Below are 21,891 nucleotides of genomic sequence, written 5' to 3'. Positions count from 1 at the left end.
ATGAGATGGAAACGTACGATCCAACTGCTGGACGTTCATTGCGAGGGTGAGATCGGCAAAGTCGCGATCGGCGGCGTGCCAAAAATCCCCGGCAACACGATCGCCGAGCAGCTGAACTACATCAACACGGTCGATGACAGCCTGCGGCGGTGGCTTTGCCTGGAGCCGCGCGCGGCGGCGACCGGTTCGGTCAACCTGCTGCTGCCGGCCAAGCGCCCGGAAGCCGATGCCGGCTTCATCATTCTGCAGGCCGACCAGGCGCACGCGTCCTCCGGCTCCAACTCGATCTGCATCACGACGGCGCTGCTGGAAAGCGGCATCATCGAGATGAAGGAACCGGAAACGATCGTCACGCTCGATACGGCTGCCGGTCTCGTCAGGGCGACGGCGACCTGCCGCGACGGCCGCTGCGAGAAGGTGAAGCTGACGATGGTGCCGTCCTTCGCCCATGAGCTCGATGCCGAGATCGATACGCCCGACTGGGGTCGCGTGCGCTTCGACATCAGCTATGGCGGCATCTTCTATGCGCTGGTCGATGTCGACCAGATCGGCACGAAGATCGAAAAGGCCAATGCCCGCAAGCTGGTCGACGCCGGCATGGCGCTGAAGGACTTGATCAACAAGGCGATGCCCGTCGTCCATCCGGAAATCCCGGAGATCAACGGCATCGCCTATGTGATGTTCCGCGACCGCGAGGAAGACGGCACGATCCGCACCGCCACCACCATGTGGCCGGGCCGCGTCGACCGCTCGCCCTGCGGCACGGGTAATTCGGCCAATCTTGCCACGCTGCACGCCCGCGGCAAGGTCAAGGTCGGCGATACCTTCAAGTCGCGCTCGATCATCGGCTCCGAATTCGAGGTCGGCCTGCAGGCGGAGACGGAAGTCGCCGGCCGCAAGGCGATCATCCCGACCATCACCGGTCGCGGCTGGACCTTCGGCCTGCACCAGGTCGCGCTCGACCCGACCGATCCGCTGGCGAACGGCTTTGCCATGACCGACACCTGGGGTCCGCAGGCCGGCGAGATCGTCTGACGGCGTTACCTGAGAGCCATTCTCGGGAAGTGAACATGATCGGCCGCCGCCTTTCGTTCGAAAGGTTGCGGCCGATATGAAGAAACGGACCAGCCAAACCGTTTCCGAGGTGATGGCCGCTCTCATCGGGCGGGTTATCTCCCAACGGAAGAGGTTGGTGATGCAGGTACGAGACTTTTTGGGCAGGCTGCCGGTGGGCCGCCGTGAATTCGTCGCAGGAAGCCTGCTCGCGATCGCGTCGATCGCCTCCAGGGCCGCCGCGGCCAATGCCATCATCGGTGCCGCTGATGAGGTGCGCGGCACGGTCAGCCGCAAGATCGGCGGCAAGAACGCTCCGATCCATGCCGGCGCCGACATCATGGACCGCGATTTCATCATCACCGGCGAGGAGAGCTTCGCAGCGCTGACGCTCGGCAGCGACACCAAGCTTCTGCTCGGCAGCCAGACCCAACTGCTGGTCGATAGTTTCATCGCCGGCCAGGGCGGCACGATCGAGCTGGGCACGGGCCGGCTGATCTTCGATCGGCCGCAGGGCGCGCCAAAGCTGGACCTCGCCCTGCGCACCGCCTTCGGCATGATCGGCGTGCGCGGCACCAAGTTCTTTGCCGGGCCGAACCGCGGAGCCTTCGCCGTCTTCGTCGAGCACGGGTCCGTCGACGTCACCGGCGGCGGCGTGACGCGCCGGGTCGGCGCGGGAGAGGGCGTCGACATTGCGGCCCCGGGCGCGGCGCCTGGGCCAGTGCGGCGTTGGGGGCAGGCCCGCATCAGCGAGGCCTATGCCAGCGTCGGCGTACGCTGAAGGCAGTCGCCGGCCGTAGAAATCGCCGCTATTGCGGCGCGTCCGGGGTGAAGAGTTCCATCGAGCCAATCCCGCGGATCTCGCGACGGCCGAGTGAGCGCAAAAGGCGCGAGGTTTGCGCGGCGGCGGCGGGGCCGATGCAGATGTCGGTTCCAAGCATCTTGTTTTCTTCCTGCAGCCGCGCGGCAACATTCATCGCCTCGCCATGGGCGGTGTAGTCGAGCCGTCCGCCGGTTCCGACCTCGCCGAGCACCACCAGGCCCGTTTCAATGCCGATCCGCGTCCGGCCGAAGGCGGCGGCGGCAAATGGCGGGCGCCGGCGCATCTCTTCGGTCAGGTCGTGGATCGCGACGGCGCACCCGATCGCCTTGTCGACGTGGCGGTCGAGGTCGTCCGGCGCGTTGAAGAGAGCGGTCACCGCATCGCCGACGATCTTGTTGACCATTCCGCCCTGCCGCTCGACCAGCGCGTTGACCTCGCGAAAGTAGATGTCGAGCAAGGGGACGAGGCGCTGCGGACCGATGCGGTGGGAGAGCGCGGAGAAGCCTTCGATATCGGTGAAGAGGGCAGTGACCTGCCGTTCCTCGCCGGCGACGCGGTCCAGGCCCGGATTGTCGAGGTAGCGTGAGACGACGGATTCCGGCAGGTACTGCGCAAAGCGCTGGCGGGCGGTCTGCTCGGCGCGGCGAACCTGCGAGAACTGCAAGATGCCGGTCACCAGCAGGACGGAAGTCAGCGCCAGAACGATGCTGACGGCATCGACCAGGAGGGCCGTCTGCCGGTAGATCAGTGCCGCCGCAGCGATGGTCGCGACCAGGAGGACAAGCCCGAGCGCGGCGGCAGGCATGGGCCGCAGCCGTGTGATGGAAAATGCAATGCCGATCCCCGCAAGCAGCGCAAACGCTGCCTCCCAGACAATCAGGCGCTGGTCCCGTGTCGGGACGAAACCCGTCAGGATCGCGGTGGCGAGGTCGGCGTGGATCTGCACGGAAGGCTCGAGCGGCATCGAGGCGCTGGCCCTCAGGCCCCCGAGCGCCGGCATGCTGCTGCCGATCAACACCATCCTGCCGGCGATGCGTTCCGGTGCTATGACGCCGCGCAGCACGTCGACGGCGGATGCCGTCCGGCGCGCGATGCGGGCGGCGTCCGCAGCGACGAAGCGCAGGCTGCCGCTCTCGTCCGGATGAAGAATGCGTGTGTCTTGCCGGATCCAGGCGGGCGTGCCGCCGAGCACCGGCGTCCCCGCGCCGGCAGCGCGGCGCGCCACCTCGACGCCCAGGGCCGGATAGGCGGCATTATCGACGATCGAATAGGCCTGGACGCGGCGCACCAGTGCGTCCGCGTCGCCGACGAGAAAGGCCGAAGCCGCCGCGGCGGCGCGATCCTGGAACATCGGGCAGGACGTCTCCGTCCCGTCGACGAACCAGGAAGCCGGGACGTCCACCGGCCGTTGCACGGCCAGACCGGGCACGGGTCGGGGCGTCGGAAGCGGGCGATCGCCGATCAGGAAGCCCAGCACGGCCGGGACGCCGCCGATGGCATCCGCCAATGCCCGGTTCGCCGGATCGGTGGCGTCGCAATTGCCGCTGAAGACGAGATCGAGCGCCAAGCCGACGGGCTTTGCCGCCGCGAGTGCGGTTATCAGTTCCGCCGTTTGCGCGCGTTGCCACTCGCCGCCGGCCACCGACTGGAAGGAGCGGTGGTCGATATCGACCACGAGCAACCCGTCCCTCTCCGGCGCCGGAACAGACTGGGTCAGCGTGTCGAAGAACAGCTCGCGCGGCGTTTCGAGCGCGCCGCGGGGAAGGGTGTAGATCAGGAGGGCGCCGAGGAGGCTTGCCAGAACCCCGACAAGAAGCGGCTTGGAGCGCAACTGTCGGAATTCGGGGGCCACGGCCGCTACTCGTCTTCAGGCTCGGCAATGCCGCGCAGCTTGCCGATATGGCAGAAGATGATGCCGTCCGTGCGGCGGATCGCCCCGGCCTCCTCGAGCGTCAGGATCGAGCGGTTGATCTTGGGCCGGCTTGCGCCGACGATGCTGGCGATCTCCGTCTGGCTCAGCCAAAGCTGCAGGTTTGCGCTTTCCGGCAGCTCGTTGCCGTGGATCTGGCGAAGCGTTGCCAGAAAGAAGCGGGCGACGCGGGCGTCGAGGTCGTAGAGGGCGATCGTTTCGAGCTGCTCCGTCGTTTCGCGCAGCTTGGTGCAGAGATAGTGGATGATGGCCTGATAGGCCTTGGGGTTGCGCTCTAGCACCTCGAGGAAATCGCGCTTGCTGATGATGTAGCCTTCGGCGACGGTCATGGCCGTGGCGTCGGCCGAGCGCGGCTGGCCGTCGAGGATCGCCATCTCGCCGAAAATCGAACCGGCCTCCAGATGGCGCAGCGTCAGTTCCTTGCCTTGCGGGGTGATCAGCGAGATCTTGATACGGCCGGAGACGACGACGATGAGATAGCTGCCTTCGTCGCCGCGCTGGAACAGTACGTTGCCCGCGTTCCATTTGCGGTAACTTGCGATCCCGGCGACATCGGCGATCGTTTCCTTGCTGAAGCCCTCGAAGATCGGAAACGACCGCCAGAAAGCGGTGCTCCTGCTGATCTCGTTCATGCCTTGACGCTCCCCGTGCCCCATCTTCCAGGAATTCTTCCCGCACTCCGAGGTCGCTTGCAACAGAAAAGTCGGGGGGTGAAATTGCGAGGCCGCGGCCGCAAATACGTGGACCGCCCTCGACATTGTGCACAAATGTTGAACGATGTGTAGCTTGATGGCAGGCTAGTGTAGACGTGGCGTTCTGGTAAAAATGGTTGCAAAGATCCGCTGCAACTCTTTCAGGAGCCATTCCATGCCCCAAAACGTCGTCATCCTCGTCGGACGCATCCTGCTTTCGGCCATGTTCATCCTCGCCGGCTACCCCAAGCTGCTCGATCCCTCCGGCACCGCTGGCATGATCGCCGGCGCTGGCTTGCCGGCTGCCACTGCGCTTGCCTATCTCGCCGGCCTGTTTGAACTCGTCGCCGGTCTGTTCATTCTTGTTGGCTTCCAGACGAAGATCACCGCCTACCTGCTCGCCGCCTTCTGTGCCTTCACCGCGCTCGTCTTCCATGGCAGCCCGATCAACGTTCCGGACTTCCCGGACGGCGCCAACATGATGCTCAGCATGTTCAACAGCCTGATGATGATGAAGAACCTGACGATTGCCGGCGGCTTCCTCGTGCTGGCCGCCTTCGGTCCCGGCGCGCTCTCCGTCGACGCCCGCCGCGGTTCCGCCCCGGCCGTCGCCTAAGACGCTTGTCTTTTCGCGAATGACACAAGCCTCCCCGGCGCACCGGGGAGGCTTTTTTGCTTCTGCAGCCTGCTGTGATCGCCGGTCCGTATGGCAAATGCCGCGTCTTGCTGGTATTCGCTCGCAATCACCAGCAGGAGGGTTGTCATGTTTTCCAATTCGTTTCCGGATCGCGACACGATGGCGGAGCTGCTCGCCCGCATGCTGTGGGAGATCAAGGCCGTCCACTTTCGGCCCGAGGAGCCCTACAAGCTCGCGTCGGGCATGGCGAGCCCGGTCTATATCGACTGCCGCAAGCTGATCTCCTATCCGCGCATCCGCTCGGCTGTCATGGACTTTGCCGCCGCCACCGTGCTGCGCGGCGCGGGTTTCGAGCAGTTCGACGTGGTGGCCGGCGGCGAGACGGCCGGCATTCCCTTTGCCGCGCTGCTTGCCGATCGCCTCGGCCTGCCGATGATCTACGTGCGCAAGAAGCCCAAGGGGCACGGCCGCAACGCGCAGATCGAGGGGCACATGCCGGAAGGCGCGCGTGTGCTGGTGATCGAGGACCTGACGACGGCCGGCGGCTCGATGTTCACCTTCATCGATGCAATCCGGCAAGCCGGTGGCGTCGTCGATCACGGTATGGCGCTGTTCTACTACGGCATCTTCTCGGAGGCCGAGACGCGGTTCGCCAACGGAAAGGTGAAGCTGCACCACATCGCCACCTGGCGCCATGTGCTTGCCGCCGCCCGGTCGGAAAAGCTCTTCGACGAAGCAACGCTCGCCTCGGTCGAAGCCTTTCTCAACGCACCGCTCCTCTGGTCGGCCGATCACGGCGGCGTCAACGCGCTTCCGACGACCTGAGCAAAACCACTGGCAATTTCCGCGGCACTCGATTAAATCGATTGAATAACGGAGGAGGGCTCTCATGATCCTGTGCTGTGGCGAGGCGCTGATCGACATGCTGCCGCGGACATCGACGCTCGGCGAGGACGCCTATGCGCCCTATGCGGGCGGGGCGATCTTCAACACGGCGATCGCGCTCGGGCGGCTCGGCGTACCGACTGCCTTCTTCACGGGCCTTTCAGACGATATGTTGGGTGACGTGCTGCGCAAGACGCTGGCGGCCAGCAATGTAGACTACAGCCCTTGCGCGGTCCTTTCCCGGCCGACGACCGTCGCCTTCGTCAAGCTCGTCAACGGCCAGGCGACCTATGCCTTCTATGACGAGAATACTGCCGGCCGCATGATCACGCTCGAGAATCTGCCGGTGCTCGACGACGATTGCGAGGCGCTGCATTTCGGCGCCATCAGCCTGATCCACGAGCCGTGCGGGACCACCTATGAGGCGCTGCTGGCGCGCGAGCACGACCGGCGCGTGATCTCGCTCGACCCGAACATCCGCCCCGGCTTCATCAAGGACAGCCAGGCCCATATGGCACGCATCAACCGGATGGCCGCGCAGTCCGACATCATCAAGTTTTCGGACGAGGACCTCGACTGGTTCGGCATGCACGGCAGCCACGACGACCTTGCCGCCGAATGGCTGAAGCGCGGGCCGAAAGTCGTGGTCATCACCAAGGGTGCCGAGGGCGCCGATGGCTACACGAAGGACTTCAAGGTGTCGGTGCCCGGCGAGAAGGTGGCGGTCGTCGATACGATCGGGGCCGGCGACACGTTCGACGCGGGCGTGCTGGCATCGCTGAAGCGCAACGGCCTCCTGACCAAGCAGCAGGTGGCTTCGCTCCCGGAGGCGGCGCTACGCGACGCCCTGGCACTTGCCGCGAAGGCAGCGGCGGTGACGGTGTCGCGCGCCGGCGCCAATCCGCCCTGGGCGAAAGAGATCGGGCTCTAACGTTTGTTTGGCATTGCCCGTCCCCTGACCCTCTCCCCGCGAGCGGGAGAGGGAATGAGGTCGCGATCGCCATGCCGGAGGTAGTCGGGGCGGGCGATGCAATCGTCCTTCGCCCCGCTTGCGGGGAGAAGGTGCCGGCAGGCGGATGAGGGGCGAGTGCTCTACGCGTTGGCCGCTTTCAGTAGCGCTGCGACCAGCCCGGCCGTAGACGAATCATGGCCGGCGGCGCTCTCCTTGCCCTCGATCACCGGCAGCAGCCCGGTTGCCAGTTCCTTGCCGAGCTCCACACCCCACTGGTCGAACGAGTTGATGTTAAACAGCGCGCCCTCGACGAAGACGCGGTGCTCGTAGAGCGCGATCAGGCGGCCAAGCGCAAGCGGCGTCAGCGCGTCGTAGACCATGGTGATCGACGGCCGGTTGCCGGAGAAGACGCGATGCGGGGCGATCTTGTCCGCCTTCGTCTCGTCCATCCCCTTGGCGGTCAGCTGCGCCTTTGCTTCGGCAAGGGTGCGGCCCTTCATCAGGGCTTCGGACTGTGCCAGGCAGTTTGCCATCAGCAACTGGTGCTGGTGACGAAGTTCCTTTTCATGGCCCTTGGCGGCAATCATGAATTCCGCCGGGATGATGTCGGTGCCCTGGTGGATGAGCTGGTAGAAGGCGTGCTGGCCATTGGTGCCCGGCTCGCCCCAGACGACGGGTCCGGTCGCCCCCTCCACCGGCTTGCTCTCCATCGTCACCGATTTGCCGTTCGATTCCATGTCGAGTTGCTGCAGGTAGGCCGGAAAGCGCGACAGCCGCTGGTCGTAGGGCAGGATCGCGCGCGACGGGTAGCCCAGCACATCGCGATGATAGAAGCCGATCAGGCCAAGCAGCATCGGAATGTTCCGGCGGATAGGCGCGGTGCGAAAATGATTGTCGAGGGCATGGCCGCCCGCGAGGAAATCGGCGAAGTCGTCCTTGCCGATGGCGATCATCAGCGGCAGGCCGATGGCCGACCAGATCGAATAGCGTCCGCCGACCCAGTCCCAGAAGCCGAACACACGATCTTCGGCAATGCCGAAGGCGGCGACCTTGTCGAGCGCCGTCGAGACCGCGCAGAAATGGTGGCCGACGGCGGCTTCACCGAGCTTGCCGGCGATGAACCGGCGCGCCGTTTCGGCGTTGGTCATCGTCTCGATCGTGGTGAAGGTCTTCGAGGCAACGATGAAGAGGGTCGTCTCGGCGTCGAGGGGCTTCAGCGTATCGGCGATGTGGGCGCCGTCGACGTTCGAGACGAAATGCAGGCGCGGCCCGTCATGGTAGGGGGCGAGCGCCAGCGTCGCCATGGCCGGGCCGAGATCAGAGCCGCCGATGCCGATGTTGACGACGTCGCTGATCTTCCTGCCCGTCGCGCCGGTGAGCGCGCCGGAGCGGATGCCGTCGGAAAAGGCGCCCATCGCGTCGAGCACCGCGTTGACATCCGGCATGACATCCCGGCCATCGACCAGGATCGGGCTGTTGGAGCGGTTGCGGAGGGCGGTGTGCAGGACGGCGCGGTCCTCTGTGATGTTGATCTTTTCGCCGGCAAACATCGCGTCGCGCTTCTTCTCGACGCCCGCCTGTCTTGCCAGCGCCTCGAGACCGTCCAGAACGCGATCGTTCACCGCGCATTTGGAATAGTCGAAGAGGAAGTCGTCGAGCGCAACGCTGAAGCGGGCGAAGCGCTGTGGATCGGCGGCGAAGGCGGCACGGATGTCCGTGGCTTTGGTCTCCGCAGCAGTGGTTTTCAGCGTCTCGACAAGCGCGGTCATGGCGGGCTCCTTGAATCGCTACATGGCTGATGGGCGCTAGCTAGTCGTTTTAAACGAGGCGAATCAAGGGCGCTGCGCCAAAATTCGTGAAAATTTAAATCGATTTATCCTGAGGCGGCTACCGCGGCCGAAGATCCTTTCGCAGGATCTTGCCGACGTTCGATTTCGGCAGTTCGTTGCGGAATTCGACATAGCGCGGCCGCTTGTAGTTGGTGAGGTTCTCCCTGCAGTAGGCCTTGACGTCCGCTTCCGTCAGCTCCGGATCCTTCTTGACGACGAAGAGCTTGACCGCCTCGCCGGAGTGCTCGTCCGGCACGCCGATCGCCGCGCATTCGGCGATGCCGGGATGCGTCATCGCCACCTCTTCCACTTCGTTGGGAAAGACGTTGAAACCGGAAACGAGGATCATGTCCTTCTTACGGTCGACGATCTTGATGAGGCCCTTTTCGTTCATGAAGCCGATATCGCCGGTGCGGAAATAGCCGTCCGCCGTCATGACCTTGGCGGTCTCCTCCGGCCGGTTCCAGTACCCCGCCATCACCTGCGGGCCGCGGATGCAGATTTCGCCGAGCTCACCGAGCGGCAGCGAGTTGCCCGCGTCGTCGCGAATGGCGACCTCGGTCGAGGGGATCGGCATGCCGATCGTGCCGGTGAACTCGGCGGAGTCGAGACGGTTGGCCGTCGCGACCGGGGAGGTCTCGGAAAGGCCATAGCCCTCGGCGATCGGGCAGCCGGTCATCTTGTGCCAACGCTCGGCGACCGGCCGCTGTACGGCCATGCCGCCGCCGAAAGTGAGCGCCAGGTTGGAAAAGTCGAGCTTGCGAAACTCCGCATTGTTCATCAGCGCGTTGAACAAGGTGTTGAGGCCCGGAAAGACATTGGGTTTGTAGGTGCCCATGTCCTTTACCAGGGAAGGGATGTCACGGGGGTTGGCGATCAGGATGTTGTTCGCCCCCGTCAGCAGCCCGGCCAGCGAATTCACCGTCAGCGCGAAGATGTGATAGAGCGGCAGCGCGCAAAGGAACACCAGTCGCTCCGGCCGCTGCTTGCCGAGAAACGCCGTCTCCAGCCAGATACCCATCTGCTCCATGTTCGACAGCAGGTTCGCATGGGTGAGCATGGCCCCCTTGGAAACGCCCGTGGTTCCGCCGGTGTACTGCAGGAAGGCGATATCGCCGCGTTGCACCTTCGGATCGGTAAGCTTCAGACCCATGCCGCGGGCAAGGACTGCCCTGAAGGCATGGTGGCCGGGCAGCGACCAGGCCGGGACGAGCTTCTTCACCTTGCGCACGACGAGATTGACGATGAGGCCCTTCACACCCAGCATGTCGCCGATGCTGCAGACCACGACATCCCTGACCTGGGTGCGCGCGACCACCTGCTGAACCGTATAGGCAAAGTTCTCCAGCGCGAACAGGATCTTGGCGCCGGCGTCGTTCAGCTGATGTTCCAGTTCGCGCGGCGTGTAGAGCGGGTTGACGTTCACCACCGTGTAGCCGGCGCGCAGAATGCCGTAGACCACGACCGGGTTCTGCAGGATGTTCGGCATCATGACGGCGACGCGATCACCCTTGGCCAAGCCGCGTGACTGCAGCCACGCCCCGATCCCGGCCGACAGCGCCTCAAGCTCGCGAAAGCTCATCGCCTTGCCCATGCTGGTGAAGGCGGCGCGGTCGGCATACTCTCCGCAATGGTGCACAAGGGCCGCGCCGATCGATTCATACGCCAGCGGCGGGATCTCGGCCGGAGTTCCCGGAGGGTAGGAGGCGAGCCAGACCTTGTTCGGGGTAGGGGCGGCCTGATCCTTGACGGTTGCTGACATGAGCGCGCTTCCTCCCTCGTCTCGACTGCATCCACGGCCTGGAATCGCATCCCCAACCTTACGATGCAACGAGCATGATGCCTTTGATCCATGGCTTCAAGCACAATCGCCGGATATCATTGACGTGCGCGTCAATGAGGCGCGCACTCGGGACTTTGTTTCGATGCAAGCAGACTGGAAATGTGTCCGCGAGGGTGAAAGAATGACAGATAGAGCGGAAGGGAGAGAGCAATGAAAAAACTGTTCGCCATCCTGTTCGCAGCCGTCCTCGAGGGGTGTCTTGCCTTCGCCGCGCCAGCGCCGGCCTGGGCGATCGATGCGTTGCGCTCATCCAACGACGCCACCCTGCTGGGAGGCGGTGATCCGGTGGATGCGCTCGGGCGCGGCGGGGATCCCGTCGACACGTTGCGCGGCGGCGGGCGCTACTATCGCGGCTTTCTCGGCAGCCGGTTCTATCGGGATGGGTACTTTCGCTACAGGGATGGTTACTGGTATCCGCGGTCTGCGTTCACGACCGGCGAATTGCTCGGTGACGTGACGGTGGGGCCGGGCGCGCCGATCTACGGCATGACGACCGAGCAATGGTGCGCCAATCGCTACCGGAGCTACCGGCTCGCGGACAACACCTACCTGCCGAGGACCGGCGGCCCCCGCGTCCCGTGCGTGCCGCAGTAGATCCTGCCAGCCCCCTGCGTGCAGGAATGTGGCCAGATCTGCGGTGGCAACGATGCACGGCTGGCGATGCTCAAATCAGAACGATCCTGAGAATCCTTTCCGCATGAACCGGAACCTGAAGCCGAGCCGCGCAGCGGGATAAGGCCGCCGAATGTTTCGGGCGTCGCGTTCAGAAAAAATCGGACGGCGGGGTCCTTGTTTCGTCGGGGCTCGTTGCGGACCTCGGCCTGGTCGCCATTGGGTCTTGAGCCTCTCGTACTGCGGGATGCACGAGCACGTTGTCGTCGCATCGTCGGTGCGCGCAGCCTGATTGTGCCGAGGCGCGAGTGGGATATACTGGCCCGGGCTGGGGCTTTTGATCTGGGAGGAATCCATGAGCAAAGTCCCGATTCCTGCGACCAAACGGCAACTGCGTCTGGTGAGCGCCGTCGCGGCGAGCGCAATCATCGTGGCGCTCTCAGCGCCGGGTGTTGCGCTTGCGCAGAATGTCCGCGGCAGCGCCACCGGGCCGACATCTGCTCCCGGCTACGACCATCCCGGTCAGTACATCCATCTGCAGGACGTCAAGCCCGCCGACAACATGTACCCGGTGATCCAACATGCAGACCAGGACGAGGCCGCTCAGGCAAAGCTCGCCGCCTTGCAGCAGAGGACCGGCAAGAAGCCCAACATCCTGTTCTTTTTGTTGGATGACGTTGGCTGGATGGACCCAGGTTTCAACGGAGGCGGCGTCGCGGTCGGCAACGCCACGCCAAACATGGACAAGCTCGCAAACGAGGGCTTGATCCTCACCTCCGCCTATTCGACGCCATCATGCTCACCGAGCCGCGCCACGTTGCTGACCGGCCAGAATCCGCTCCACCACGGCATACTGCGTCCACCGATGTATGGCGAGGCGGGCGGCCTTGATGGCGCAATCACCATGCCCATGCTGCTCAAGCCGCAAGGCTACGTTACGCAGGGCGTAGGCAAGTGGCACATGGGCGAGAACCAGGGGTCTCTCCCCCAGAACGTCGGCTTTGACGATTACGTCGGCTTCCTCGGCGTCTCAGACATGTACACCGAGTGGCGTGACGTTTACTTCAACCCCGAAGTGGCGCTGTCGCCGGCTCGCTTCAAAATGATGGAGCAGGACAAGTTCAATCATACCGAGGTGCACTGCACGGCCGCCAACAAGACCAGTTGCGAGGACGGCAGGCTCATCGACCTGACCTACATCAAAGACCTCGACAAGCACTGGCTGGAAGTCAGCCTCGCCTTCCTGGATAAGATGAAGGGTAACAGACAGCCCTTCTTACTCTACCACGCAACGCGGGGCTGCCATTTCGACAACTATCCTTCGGATGAGTGGGCTGGAAAATCCGAGGCCCGCACCGTGTTCAGCGACTGCATGGTGGAAATGGACGATGTCCTCGCAAAGCTCGTCGCTAAATTGCAGGAAGTCGGCGAGCTCGAGAACACGCTGATTATCCTTTCCTCCGACAACGGCCCTGAGTGCGAAGTCCCGCCGCATGGCCGCACGCCATTCCGTGGCTGCAAAGGCTCAAGTTGGGAGGGCGGCGTGCGGGTGCCCACCTTTGCCTACTGGAAGGGGATGATCCAACCGCGCAGGTCTGATGGCCTGTTCGACTTTGCGGACGTTTTGCCCACGGCACTTTCGCTCGCGGGTGTTCATGGCGCGCAGCTTGCCGACCTGTTCCCCAAGACTACCTACATCGATGGTGTCGATCAGGCGTCGTTCCTGGTTGCTAATGACGGCCTGTCGGCGCGTCGCAGTCGGCCCTACACCTTGAACCAATACTTCGCGTCGATGCGGGTGGATGAGTTCAAATACACCTGGACTGCGGAAATTGAGAATGCCGTCGTGCAGAAAGGCGATTGGGGCGGGTTCTCTGGATCAGTCTTCACGGATAGCGGCGGCGCGATCGCCTTCAACCTCTATACCGACCCCCAGGAGGACGTGAACATTGGTGTCCGTCACATTCCGATGATGGTCCCCGTCATGGGAGCGGCGGGTTGGTACCTGCAGGAACTGATAAAATATCCGCCGCAGTTCAAGATCGGCTTCCTGAGCAACAATCCGCCCGTCTACGATGTGCTGCCAAAAGCACAGGAATTGCTGAAGCAGACCCTGGAGAAGAGCGGGATCGGGAGACCGACACCGTAGAGGGTTGATCGGATCTAGGAAACCGCGCTGCTCTTTGTTTGCGATGATGCAGCGCGGTTTTTGGGGGGGGAGAGTAAGTGCAATGTCTGCTTCTGGCGCGCGGCAGACTTTGATCGCACCGACGACCCAAAGGTCGCGCGCACAATGCTCACGACAAGACGTCTTCGCGCGTGTCGAGGCCGTCGATCTGCGCTATAGTCGCCTCGAGTAACGATCGGGGAGGCGTCAATGGCGACGTCCGTGAAGTATCCGTCGGGCCTCATTGCCCTCTTCTTCGTCGAAATGTGGGAACGCTTCAGCTACTACGGCATGCGGGCGATCCTGATCCTCTTTCTTGTCGACCAGGTGCAGACCGGCGGCCTCGGCCTGACGACGGCCGACGCGGCGGCAATCTACGGTCTCTACACGGCTTCGGCCTACATACTGGCCTTGCCCGGCGGATGGATCGCCGACCGGTTCTGGGGGTGCAAGCGGGCGATCATCGTCGGCGGCATCGCCATCATGCTCGGTCACGCCCTGCTCGCAGTATCCGGGACCGCGGCCACGATCTTCTTCCTCGGCCTCGTCTCGATCGCCGCCGGCACTGGGCTGCTCAAACCCAACATCTCGACCCTCGTCGGCCAGCTCTATGACAAGAACGACATCGGCGGCCGCGACGCCGGCTTCTCGTTCTTCTACATGGGCATCAATGTCGGCGCGATCCTAGGCGGGCTGATCGCCGGTTATCTCGGCGAGAACTGGGGCTGGCACTGGGGTTTCGGCGCCGCCGCCGTCGCCATGCTGATCGGCCTCGTCAACTTCCTCTACGCCAGCCGCGGGTCGCTGCGCGACAAGGGCAACGTGCCCGCCGTCCACCACCACCCCGACGCGGCCACCGGCCGACGCGACCACCTCTTCACCGGCATGATCGGCGGCATCGTCGTCGTGCTGGTCGCCGCCGCCGCCGTCACCGGCCAGATCGACCTCGCCAGCGCCGCCGGCCTCGCCAAGGCCATGGGCCTGATCATCGTCACCGTGGCCGTCGGCTTCTTCCTCAACATCTTCTTTGCCGGCGACCTGACCGGGCCCGAGAAAAGACGGATGATCGCGCTTGCCATCCTCTTTGTGGCGGCAGCCCTGTTCTGGTCCGGCTTCGAGCAGGCGGGGTCCTCGCTCAACCTGTTCGCCAACGACCTCACCCGGCGCGAACTCGGCGGCTTCACCGTGCCGGCCTCATGGTTCCAGAACCTCAACTCGCTCTTCATCATCCTGTTGACCCCGGCATTCGCCGCGTTCTGGATCTATGCCGAGCAGCGCTGGACCATCCCGGTCTTCGTGAAATTCGGCGCGGGGCTCATCGCCATGGGGTTGGGCTATCTGGTCCTGGTGCCCGCGGCGCAGACCGCGGCAACCGGCGTGAGGGTCTCGGCGCTGTTCTTGATCGCCACCTATCTCCTCCACACCGTCGGCGAACTGATGCTGAGCCCGGTCGGCCTGTCGACCTTCTCCCGCCTGGCGCCGGAACGGTTTACCAGCCAGATGATGGGCTTCTGGTTCGTCGCCTCCTCGCTCGGCAACCTGATGGCGGGGCTGCTCGCCGCCGGCATGGACACGGAACACGCGACCGGCCTGGAGGACGCCTTCCTGCGCATTTTCATGACCAGCGCCGCCTTCGGGCTGGTGCTCATCCTTCTCGCCCGCCCGCTGACCCGCTGGGTCCTCGGCGGCAGCGAGCGCGTCGAAGAAACAGCCCCGGCCCAATAGGTCCGCGTTGGGCGGGCCGCCGCACGCGTGGCGTTCCGAGATGACCGAGTGGAGAGAGATATGGCCACGCCCGGATGCATGCTTGTGCTGGCAGAGGTAAAGCCCGAACTTTGGGCGGATTTCAACCGATGGTACAGCGACATCCATATGCCGGAGGCCGTGAAGCGGCTGAGGGCGAGGAAAGCGCTCCGTCTGGTCGATCGGTCCACTCCCTGTCGGCACATCGCCATCTATTACTTTGATGACATGGAACAATTCGAATCCGAGACGATCAGGAGCGAACTTGAAGCGCTGGTCCGGGAATTCAATGATCAATGGCGCGAGGGCGTTGCGCGCGAGAGGAGATTTGTCGACATCATCGACGAGCATGTTCCGGTCGCGGATCTTTGAAAGCTGCCTAAACTCCCAACGAGTAGTCTGGCCGCCCCCAGTTCGGAAAGCCGCGAGCCCGGCCCTCTTGATCTATCTAGGGCCAGCACCCGGCCGGCCGTGACGCAAACCGGCTCAGCCGATATCGGCCGCGATGATCTGGTCCATGGGGATGTCGTGCGGTTGGGGATGGATCGTCGCGATCGCCTGCGAGCGGTAGCCGACGCCGATGGCCATCGGCTTTTCCTGCAGTGCTGCGAGCGTGCGGTCGAAGAAACCGCCGCCATAGCCCAACCGATAGTGCGCAGGATCGTAGCCGACCACCGGCGCGATCACGATATCCGGGTCCGCGGCAATACCGTCCACCGGCATGGGGATGTTCCAGACGCCGCGTTCGAGGCGCTCGCCGTGGCGCCAACTGCGAAACAGCAGCGGATGCTTCTTCTCTACGACGATCGGCAGCAGCGCCATGCCGCCGCCCGCCCAGATTTCCTCGATCCAGGGCCGCAGGTCCGGCTCGCCACGGAAGGGCCAGTACAGGCTGATGCGTCGGCCGCGCACGTCCCCCACCGCAGCACGCAGCCGATCAAGGATGTTCGCCGCCGCCTGCGTCCGGCTCTCGGCAGAATGGGCGAGCCGCTGCGTGATCAGCCGCTCCCGTTCCTGTTTCCGCCATCCGGCAACGCCTTCCGGCGGGAGGGGCGTCGCCAGCCTGGTCAGGGCGCCGGCACCGGCCGATGCCGGATCGTCACTGCTGCTTTCCTTGTCGTGCATCGTGCTCTCCCGACGAGGACCTAAATTAGGGCCATTGTGCCGAACAGCGCCAGCATCATCCCTTCCAAGTGCGGCAGTGGTCGTCGCAATCGGGGGTTCCATCGTTGCGCGCCTGCAAGGAACCCGATGTGTACCGGCGGCTGCGGCAAAAAAGATCGTCGTACACGCAAGGTTTTCTTTGCCGTGACATAAGACGCTGATATCACGATAGGCAGGTGATCGGCCCGAGAACACTGGTACGAGGGGCGACGCCGACAAGGAGAAAGACGGTGCATCAGCCCGAAGTGCGCAACATCCGATCCGAACCGCGCCTGCTCGGAGCCGCCCGGCCTTCCAGCGTGGCGTTGATCTCGCCGATTTCCGCCGCGCGCTGGCTCCTTTTCCTCATTATCGTCGCCGGTATCTATTTCTTCCACGGCTTCGTCGTGCCGGTGCTCGCCGCTCTGGTGATCGCCTCTGCAAGCTGGCCGCTTTTCTGCCGCCTCCGCCAGGCGATCGGCGGCAGCCGCACGCTGGCCGCGGCAATCGCCATCCTCTTGATCCTCGGCTTCATCGTCGTGCCGCTGATGTATGCGATCACCTACGCCTTCCAGGAGGTGCGCGAGTGGATCGGCTGGGCGGTGGCGACCAACAAGACCGGCGCGCCGGTGCCCGACTGGATCCGTGCTCTGCCGGTTATCGGCGAGTGGACGGCGAAGCAGTGGACGGATCTCCTGGATCATCCCGGCGCCATTGGCGAGCTGACCCAGATCATCAGCGGCGCGAACATCGGCAACATCTATCGGGTGGCGCTGGCCGCCGGCGGGGCGGCGTTTCACCTGCTCCTGACGATGCTGTTCATGCTGATCGCCCTGTTCTTCATCTACCGCGACGGCGAGACCTTCATGGCGCAGGTCGACAGCATCGGCGAACGCATCCTGCCGATGCGCTGGGGGCGCATCTCGCGCATCGTCCCGGCGACGATCAGCTCGACCGTCACCGGCATGACGCTGATTGCGATCGGCGAGGGCATCGTGCTCGGCGTCGCCTACTGGATCGCCGGCGTTCCCTCGGCCGTCACGCTCGGCGTCCTGACCGGCCTGATGGCGCTCTTTCCCGGCGGCGCGCCGCTGTCGTTCACGCTCGTCTCGGTCTACCTGATCTCCAGCGGCTCGCCCTTTGCCGGCATCGCGCTGTTCCTGTGGGGCTCGATCGAGCTCTTCATCGTCGACAAGACGCTGCGCCCGCGGCTGGTCGGCGGCCCGATCAAGCTGCCGTTCCTGCCGACCTTCTTCGGCCTGATCGGCGGCGTCAAGACGATGGGCTTCCTCGGGCTCTTCATCGGCCCCGTGCTGATGGCGCTCCTGGTCGCGGTCTGGCGCGAATGGGTGCGCGAGGTGGAACTGACCAGCGAGGCCGGCCCGGTCATCGAGAAGCGGGCGGCGGAATAGTCGCGCGAAGCACCTGGGCATGCCGGCAAGGAAGGTCCGTTGCCAGCGCGGGGGGTTTTCAGGCATCGCCGGGGGCGTCCAGCCTCAAAGGGCGGCTCGAAGAAACCATTTGCGAGCAGGGGCGGGGCGCGCGGAATGTCGCACGCCCCCTAAGCCCCTGGCGGCCGTCACAGGATGAAGTCGGACGCCTTCATGGCGAGGGAGAGATCGAGCAGGATCGAGAAGTCTGCCTTGCCGTCGCCGTTCGTATCGCCGTGGATGTAGGTGTCGCCCGACTTGATCTCGTAGCGCAGTTCGCCAGCCGTCTTGTGAAACGCCTGCTTGTCGATGAAGATGAACGCCTGATCGCCGCTTGCCTTGGCGTTGGCATCGATCCCTTTCAGGTCGATCTTGTCGCCTTCCGCACGGGAGAAATCCTTGATGACGTCACGGCCCAGCGAGTTGATCGTGCTGTCCCTGAGGCTTTTGAAAACAAACATGTCCTTGCCGGCGCCGCCTGTAAGCGTGTCCTTTCCAAGGCCGCCGTAAAGCGTGTCGTTGCCGTCACCCCCGACGAGAACGTCGTTGCCGTCATCCCCTTGGAGAAGGTCGTTACCAGCATCGCCTTTCAGCGTGTCGTTGCCTTTTCCGCCATAGAGCTTGTCGTTGCCGGCATCGCCGTTGAACCTGTCGTTGTCGATGCCGCCGCGTAGCGTGTCGTGGCCTGCGCCGGCGAAGATCGTTCCCGTCAGCCGCCCACCCGTGCCGTCATACACGTCGTTGCCGGTCTTCAGGGCCATGTTGCCAATGATCTTGCCGGTGTTCGTTATCTTCTCGATGGAGGGCGTCGCGTCACTGCTGCTATAGATCGCATATTGTCCACCTTTGATCATGCCAGAATTGGTGATGACAAGTGTTTCGGTGGCGTCCGAACCGTGCCAGATCGCCCAGTTGGCGGCCTCTATCGTTCCGGAATTGACAAGCCTTGAGGTCGTCGTGGTCGAGTCGCCGTTCATGTAGACGCCGTCGTAGTCCGACCAGATTTTCCCGTAGTTCTCGACGATGCTATTGAAGCCGTAGATCCATATGCCGGTAGTCCCAAAACTTTTGATGTTGCCTGTTTGCCCGATGACGACGTGCTGGTCGTGGTCCGTGGCGGGGGAGCCGCCGAGAGAAATTGCATCCACTGCGGCGGCAAGTGTGCCATCGACGTAAACAGTCCGCCAGCTACCGAATCCTTGGATGGCCGTTGAATCGCTCGATGAAACGAGCACATTTGCGGCGACGTAGGCGCTGTCGGTAGTGCCAAGGTTAACTTGAACGCCGCTGCCGATCAGATTTGCACCGATTCCCCTCAAAGCCATGATTGAAGTCCTCCAGGTTCTCAATCCCTGGTTGGAACAGCTAAGATGTTTGGAATATTCATGCAACACTTAAAAAGCCGCCTCTAAGGAAGGTGCGAGCTAAGCACGTGGCGCCTCGTGGCGACCCAGCCAATGGACGGTCACAGGGCAACTGTCCAACTATTTGAAATTGAGGGAAAAATGGTGCCGCTTAGGTGACTCGAACACCTGACCCCATCATTACGAATGATGTGCTCTACCGACTGAGCTAAAGCGGCCCGTATCGGCCCACGAAGTTTCGTGGGCCGGAATGTGTGGGGCTGATAACCGCATTGCGCGGAGATTTCAAGTCATCTGTTTGCGCTTTGGTGCTTTTTCATGGCTTGTGGACGCGTCCGACCTCAAAGGGCTGCAAGGCGGGTGCGAGCGGCCCGGTACTCGCCTTCCAGGCGGGCGACGAGCGCCTCGGTAGAGGTGACTTCGGTGACGGCACCGATCCCCTGGCCGCAGCCCCAGATGTCTTTCCAGGCCCTCGCGCCGCTTTCCGACTTCTCGAAGTCCATCTTGGAGGGGTCGGCTTCGGGGAGATTGTCCGGATCGAGCCCGGCGGCGCGGATCGACGACCGCAGGTAGTTGCCGTGGATGCCGGTGAAATGGTTGGAGTAGACGATATCGGCTGCATTGCCCTCGACGACGGCCTGCTTGTAGGCATCGCTGGCGCGGGCCTCGGTCGTGGCGATGAAGGGGGAGCCGATATAGGCCATGTCCGCGCCCATCGCCTGGGCGGCGAGGATGGCGCCGCCGGTCGCTATCGCCCCCGACAGAAGCAGCGGCCCGTCGAACCACTGGCGGATTTCCTGGACGAGCGCGAACGGCGACAGCGTGCCGGCGTGCCCGCCGGCGCCGGCGGCCACCGCGATGAGGCCGTCGGCCCCCTTGCGGATCGCGGAACTGGCGTGGCGGTTGTTGATGACGTCATGCAGCACCAAGCCGCCATAGGAATGGATCGCGTCGTTGACCTCGGGCACGGCGCCCAGGGACGAAATGACGATCGGCACCTTGTGCTTCACGCACAGCATCAGGTCGTGCTCGAGCCGCCTGTTGGACTTGTGGACGATCTGGTTGACGGCAAAGGGGGCGGCGCGGCGCTCGGGGTGCTTCATGTCATGGTCGCGCAAGCCTTCGGTGATTTCGGCAAGCCACTCGTCGAGCTGCGATTCCGGCCGCGCATTGAGCGCGGGGAACGCGCCGATCACCCCCGCCTTGCATTGGGCCAGGGTCAGCGCTGGATGCGAAATGATGAACAGCGGCGCTGCGATCGCGGGTAGCCGCAGATTGTCGCGCAGGATGGCGGGCAGGGGCATGATCGGTCCACAAATTGACGCTTACGAAAACGTAAAAAGCGTAACAATCTTCCTGCGCCTTGAAAAGGCCTCGCATAGTTCGCTCGTAGCCGCTCCCTTCGACCGGAGCGGCTACAGGCGGCCCAAGGCTGCGGTTCCGCGGGTTGTTTTCGCCCCATTGCGGCCGCATGGATCGTCGCAAGGCTTGCAGAACGCTGCCGCAACGTTTACCGAATCCTTAAACAAAGGAAAACGAAGACGCCTTGATCGCGTTTGACCCGCGCGGATGGATCTGCGCGAAGCCGCCCGAGGAGGCAATGTGAGCGGACTGGAACAGGCCATCAGGAATGCGCTCGCGCGCGCCGAAAGCAACGACCCCGAGACCCGTGCGCGGATCTACCAGTCGGCACGCAACGCGCTCGAAGCGGGCCTGCGCAAGCAAGAGATCAACAATCCGGAGGCGATCGCCGCACAACGCCATCGCCTCGAAATGACCATCCGCCAGATCGAGAGCGAACAGCGGGCCGCCCTCAAGGCGGAGCGGCCGCCTGCGGAGCGTGCACCTGTTGCGCCGCCAAGCGTGGCGAACGAGCGCGCTACACCGGCGGCGGATGCTCAGGTGCGGCCCGAGCAGCCGATGGCGCGGGAAAAACCACCCGCCGCAGTCGGAGCGGTGCCGACGCTTGACGAGATCCGTCCTGATCGTGGTGATGGATTTGGGGCGGCCGCCAAAGGTGCGCGGGTTGCCGCCAGCGAGCCTGCAGGGCAGATGGATGCGACCGTTGCAGCCTCCCCCCGAATGGCCAAGGCGCCCAGGCGACGCGGGCGGCTGTTCTCCTTCCTGCTCGTCGTGACGACGCTTGCTGCCGCAGTCGGCACGGCGGCCTGGTGGGTCCAAAGCAGCGGCTTGCTGCTGCCTCCCGGCGCACGCGACGGCAGCGTCGCCAACCCGCCGCAGACGGTGCGGGGAGAGGATTTCTCCGGAACCGATCCCATCAAGGAGGCGCTCGACACGCAGAACACCTTTTCAGCCGACTGGCGGGAAATCTTCGATCCGACACTGACCAGTGCGCTGACGGCCGGCGCCAAGGGGCGTTTCGAGCCTGTCAGCACGGACGAGGGGCCGGCGGTCCGGCTTGTCTCGCAGGTTCCCGATCGCTCCGGCGCCGTCGCGGTTTCGGTGGAGCCTGGTGTGTTGCAGGCCATGGCGGGCAAGACGTCGACCATTGCCCTGACCGTCGAGCCCGAAAGCGGCAAGCCGGTTCAGGTCACGGTCGAATGCGACTTCGCCACGCTCGGCGACTGCGATCGGCATCGCTTCGCCGTCTCCGATCGCACGGATCTGCTGTTCCAGGTGACCTTCGACCGCACGCTTTCGCCGAACGGGACGGGGCGTCTGTTCATCAACAGCGACGTGAGCGGCGGAGGGGCCGGGGTCAACCTCTTTGCCATCCGCGTCCTGCCGGGCGAATGACAAATCCGCAGCCGCGGGGAAGAACGTCCGG

The 21,891-nt window shown here is 64.0% G+C and carries 18 protein-coding genes and 1 tRNA gene; 11 read left to right on the top strand and 8 right to left on the bottom strand.

The window, feature by feature from the left end; all coding sequences use genetic code 11:
• Together J2Y48_RS01385 and J2Y48_RS01380 are read left to right on the top strand one after the other, a co-directional pair.
• Nucleotides 1-1,035 (top strand): proline racemase family protein, encoded by a 1,035-nt coding sequence (locus J2Y48_RS01385; protein WP_310411561.1) that lies wholly within the window; start codon nt 1-3, stop codon nt 1,033-1,035.
• Nucleotides 1,036-1,213: 178 nt separating this feature from the next.
• On the top strand, nt 1,214-1,834 hold the full coding sequence (locus J2Y48_RS01380; RefSeq protein WP_310412686.1) for a FecR family protein: 621 nt from the start codon (nt 1,214-1,216) through the stop codon (nt 1,832-1,834).
• 28 nt (nt 1,835-1,862) lie between these two features.
• On the opposite strand, the gene J2Y48_RS01375 is transcribed toward J2Y48_RS01380, so the two are convergent.
• A complete protein-coding gene (locus tag J2Y48_RS01375) occupies nt 1,863-3,728 on the bottom strand; it encodes a CHASE2 domain-containing protein (RefSeq protein WP_310411559.1) in 1,866 nt (621 codons plus the stop codon).
• Between the two features lie 5 nt (nt 3,729-3,733).
• Entirely contained in the window at nt 3,734-4,438 is a 705-nt protein-coding gene (locus J2Y48_RS01370; protein ID WP_310411556.1) for a Crp/Fnr family transcriptional regulator, read from the bottom strand.
• 235 nt (nt 4,439-4,673) lie between these two features.
• Here J2Y48_RS01370 and J2Y48_RS01365 point away from each other — a divergent pair, with 235 nt between their 5' ends.
• The 3 genes from J2Y48_RS01365 to J2Y48_RS01355 all read left to right on the top strand — a co-directional run bounded on the left by J2Y48_RS01365 (nt 4,674) and on the right by J2Y48_RS01355 (nt 6,951).
• Nucleotides 4,674-5,114, top strand: coding sequence for a DoxX family protein (locus J2Y48_RS01365; protein ID WP_310411553.1), 441 nt, complete (start codon nt 4,674-4,676; stop codon nt 5,112-5,114).
• A 147-nt stretch (nt 5,115-5,261) separates the two neighbouring features.
• Nucleotides 5,262-5,960: an orotate phosphoribosyltransferase gene (locus tag J2Y48_RS01360; protein WP_310411550.1), complete on the top strand. Its 699-nt coding sequence runs from the start codon at nt 5,262-5,264 to the stop codon at nt 5,958-5,960.
• Nucleotides 5,961-6,024: 64 nt separating this feature from the next.
• On the top strand, nt 6,025-6,951 hold the full coding sequence (locus J2Y48_RS01355) for a carbohydrate kinase (RefSeq protein ID WP_310411547.1): 927 nt from the start codon (nt 6,025-6,027) through the stop codon (nt 6,949-6,951).
• A gap of 161 nt (nt 6,952-7,112) precedes the next feature.
• Here J2Y48_RS01355 and pgi read toward each other — a convergent pair whose 3' ends face one another.
• Together pgi and J2Y48_RS01345 are read right to left on the bottom strand one after the other, a co-directional pair.
• Nucleotides 7,113-8,741, bottom strand: coding sequence for a glucose-6-phosphate isomerase (gene pgi, locus J2Y48_RS01350; RefSeq protein WP_310411544.1), 1,629 nt, complete (start codon nt 8,739-8,741; stop codon nt 7,113-7,115).
• 118 nt (nt 8,742-8,859) lie between these two features.
• Nucleotides 8,860-10,563, bottom strand: a complete 1,704-nt coding sequence (locus J2Y48_RS01345; RefSeq protein WP_310411541.1) for a long-chain-fatty-acid--CoA ligase — start codon at nt 10,561-10,563, stop codon at nt 8,860-8,862.
• 231 nt (nt 10,564-10,794) lie between these two features.
• On the opposite strand from J2Y48_RS01345, the gene J2Y48_RS01340 reads away from it, so the two are divergent.
• The 4 genes from J2Y48_RS01340 (at nt 10,795) to J2Y48_RS01325 (ending at nt 15,538) form a co-directional block, all read left to right on the top strand.
• Nucleotides 10,795-11,238, top strand: coding sequence for a BA14K family protein (locus tag J2Y48_RS01340; protein WP_310411538.1), 444 nt, complete (start codon nt 10,795-10,797; stop codon nt 11,236-11,238).
• A gap of 373 nt (nt 11,239-11,611) precedes the next feature.
• Nucleotides 11,612-13,405 carry a sulfatase-like hydrolase/transferase gene (locus J2Y48_RS01335; protein WP_310411535.1) on the top strand — a complete coding sequence of 598 codons (1,794 nt, stop codon included), beginning with the start codon at nt 11,612-11,614 and terminating at the stop codon, nt 13,403-13,405.
• Nucleotides 13,406-13,633: 228 nt separating this feature from the next.
• A complete protein-coding gene (locus J2Y48_RS01330; RefSeq protein ID WP_310411533.1) occupies nt 13,634-15,148 on the top strand; it encodes a peptide MFS transporter in 1,515 nt (504 codons plus the stop codon).
• A gap of 60 nt (nt 15,149-15,208) precedes the next feature.
• The gene (locus tag J2Y48_RS01325) at nt 15,209-15,538 is read left to right on the top strand and encodes a DUF4286 family protein (RefSeq protein ID WP_310411530.1); all 330 of its coding nucleotides are present in this window, start codon (nt 15,209-15,211) and stop codon (nt 15,536-15,538) included.
• 114 nt (nt 15,539-15,652) lie between these two features.
• Here the strand turns inward: J2Y48_RS01325 and J2Y48_RS01320 are convergent, their stop codons facing one another.
• Nucleotides 15,653-16,291 carry a 5-formyltetrahydrofolate cyclo-ligase gene (locus J2Y48_RS01320; protein ID WP_310411526.1) on the bottom strand — a complete coding sequence of 213 codons (639 nt, stop codon included), beginning with the start codon at nt 16,289-16,291 and terminating at the stop codon, nt 15,653-15,655.
• Nucleotides 16,292-16,560: 269 nt separating this feature from the next.
• On the opposite strand from J2Y48_RS01320, the gene J2Y48_RS01315 reads away from it, so the two are divergent.
• Nucleotides 16,561-17,721, top strand: a complete 1,161-nt coding sequence (locus J2Y48_RS01315; RefSeq protein ID WP_405030140.1) for an AI-2E family transporter — start codon at nt 16,561-16,563, stop codon at nt 17,719-17,721.
• A 167-nt stretch (nt 17,722-17,888) separates the two neighbouring features.
• On the opposite strand, the gene J2Y48_RS01310 is transcribed toward J2Y48_RS01315, so the two are convergent.
• The 3 genes from J2Y48_RS01310 to J2Y48_RS01300 all read right to left on the bottom strand — a co-directional run bounded on the left by J2Y48_RS01310 (nt 17,889) and on the right by J2Y48_RS01300 (nt 20,407).
• A complete protein-coding gene (locus J2Y48_RS01310) occupies nt 17,889-19,064 on the bottom strand; it encodes a type I secretion C-terminal target domain-containing protein (protein ID WP_310411523.1) in 1,176 nt (391 codons plus the stop codon).
• Between the two features lie 181 nt (nt 19,065-19,245).
• Nucleotides 19,246-19,321, bottom strand: a tRNA-Thr gene (locus tag J2Y48_RS01305).
• A gap of 123 nt (nt 19,322-19,444) precedes the next feature.
• Entirely contained in the window at nt 19,445-20,407 is a 963-nt protein-coding gene (locus J2Y48_RS01300) for a nitronate monooxygenase family protein (RefSeq protein WP_310411520.1), read from the bottom strand.
• 298 nt (nt 20,408-20,705) lie between these two features.
• On the opposite strand from J2Y48_RS01300, the gene J2Y48_RS01295 reads away from it, so the two are divergent.
• The gene (locus J2Y48_RS01295; RefSeq protein WP_310411518.1) at nt 20,706-21,860 is read left to right on the top strand and encodes a biotin transporter BioY; all 1,155 of its coding nucleotides are present in this window, start codon (nt 20,706-20,708) and stop codon (nt 21,858-21,860) included.
• Nucleotides 21,861-21,891: the final 31 nt, after the last annotated feature.

It is taken from the genome of Mycoplana sp. BE70, assembly GCF_031455855.1.
GTDB lineage: Bacteria > Pseudomonadota > Alphaproteobacteria > Rhizobiales > Rhizobiaceae > Mycoplana.
This window is presented reverse-complemented; position numbering and strand designations above follow the sequence as displayed.

What these genes read in the sequence shown, in the direction of transcription:
- J2Y48_RS01385 (WP_310411561.1), top strand. Translation starts at nt 1, where the DNA reads ATGAGATGGAAACGTACGATCCAACTGCTGGACGTTCATTGCGAGGGT.
- J2Y48_RS01370 (WP_310411556.1), bottom strand. Translation starts at nt 4,438, where the DNA reads ATGAACGAGATCAGCAGGAGCACCGCTTTCTGGCGGTCGTTTCCGATC.
- J2Y48_RS01365 (WP_310411553.1), top strand. Translation starts at nt 4,674, where the DNA reads ATGCCCCAAAACGTCGTCATCCTCGTCGGACGCATCCTGCTTTCGGCC.
- J2Y48_RS01360 (WP_310411550.1), top strand. Translation starts at nt 5,262, where the DNA reads ATGTTTTCCAATTCGTTTCCGGATCGCGACACGATGGCGGAGCTGCTC.
- J2Y48_RS01355 (WP_310411547.1), top strand. Translation starts at nt 6,025, where the DNA reads ATGATCCTGTGCTGTGGCGAGGCGCTGATCGACATGCTGCCGCGGACA.
- pgi (WP_310411544.1), bottom strand. Translation starts at nt 8,741, where the DNA reads ATGACCGCGCTTGTCGAGACGCTGAAAACCACTGCTGCGGAGACCAAA.
- J2Y48_RS01345 (WP_310411541.1), bottom strand. Translation starts at nt 10,563, where the DNA reads ATGTCAGCAACCGTCAAGGATCAGGCCGCCCCTACCCCGAACAAGGTC.
- J2Y48_RS01340 (WP_310411538.1), top strand. Translation starts at nt 10,795, where the DNA reads ATGAAAAAACTGTTCGCCATCCTGTTCGCAGCCGTCCTCGAGGGGTGT.
- J2Y48_RS01335 (WP_310411535.1), top strand. Translation starts at nt 11,612, where the DNA reads ATGAGCAAAGTCCCGATTCCTGCGACCAAACGGCAACTGCGTCTGGTG.
- J2Y48_RS01330 (WP_310411533.1), top strand. Translation starts at nt 13,634, where the DNA reads ATGGCGACGTCCGTGAAGTATCCGTCGGGCCTCATTGCCCTCTTCTTC.
- J2Y48_RS01325 (WP_310411530.1), top strand. Translation starts at nt 15,209, where the DNA reads ATGGCCACGCCCGGATGCATGCTTGTGCTGGCAGAGGTAAAGCCCGAA.
- J2Y48_RS01320 (WP_310411526.1), bottom strand. Translation starts at nt 16,291, where the DNA reads ATGCACGACAAGGAAAGCAGCAGTGACGATCCGGCATCGGCCGGTGCC.
- J2Y48_RS01310 (WP_310411523.1), bottom strand. Translation starts at nt 19,064, where the DNA reads ATGGCTTTGAGGGGAATCGGTGCAAATCTGATCGGCAGCGGCGTTCAA.
- J2Y48_RS01300 (WP_310411520.1), bottom strand. Translation starts at nt 20,407, where the DNA reads ATGCCCCTGCCCGCCATCCTGCGCGACAATCTGCGGCTACCCGCGATC.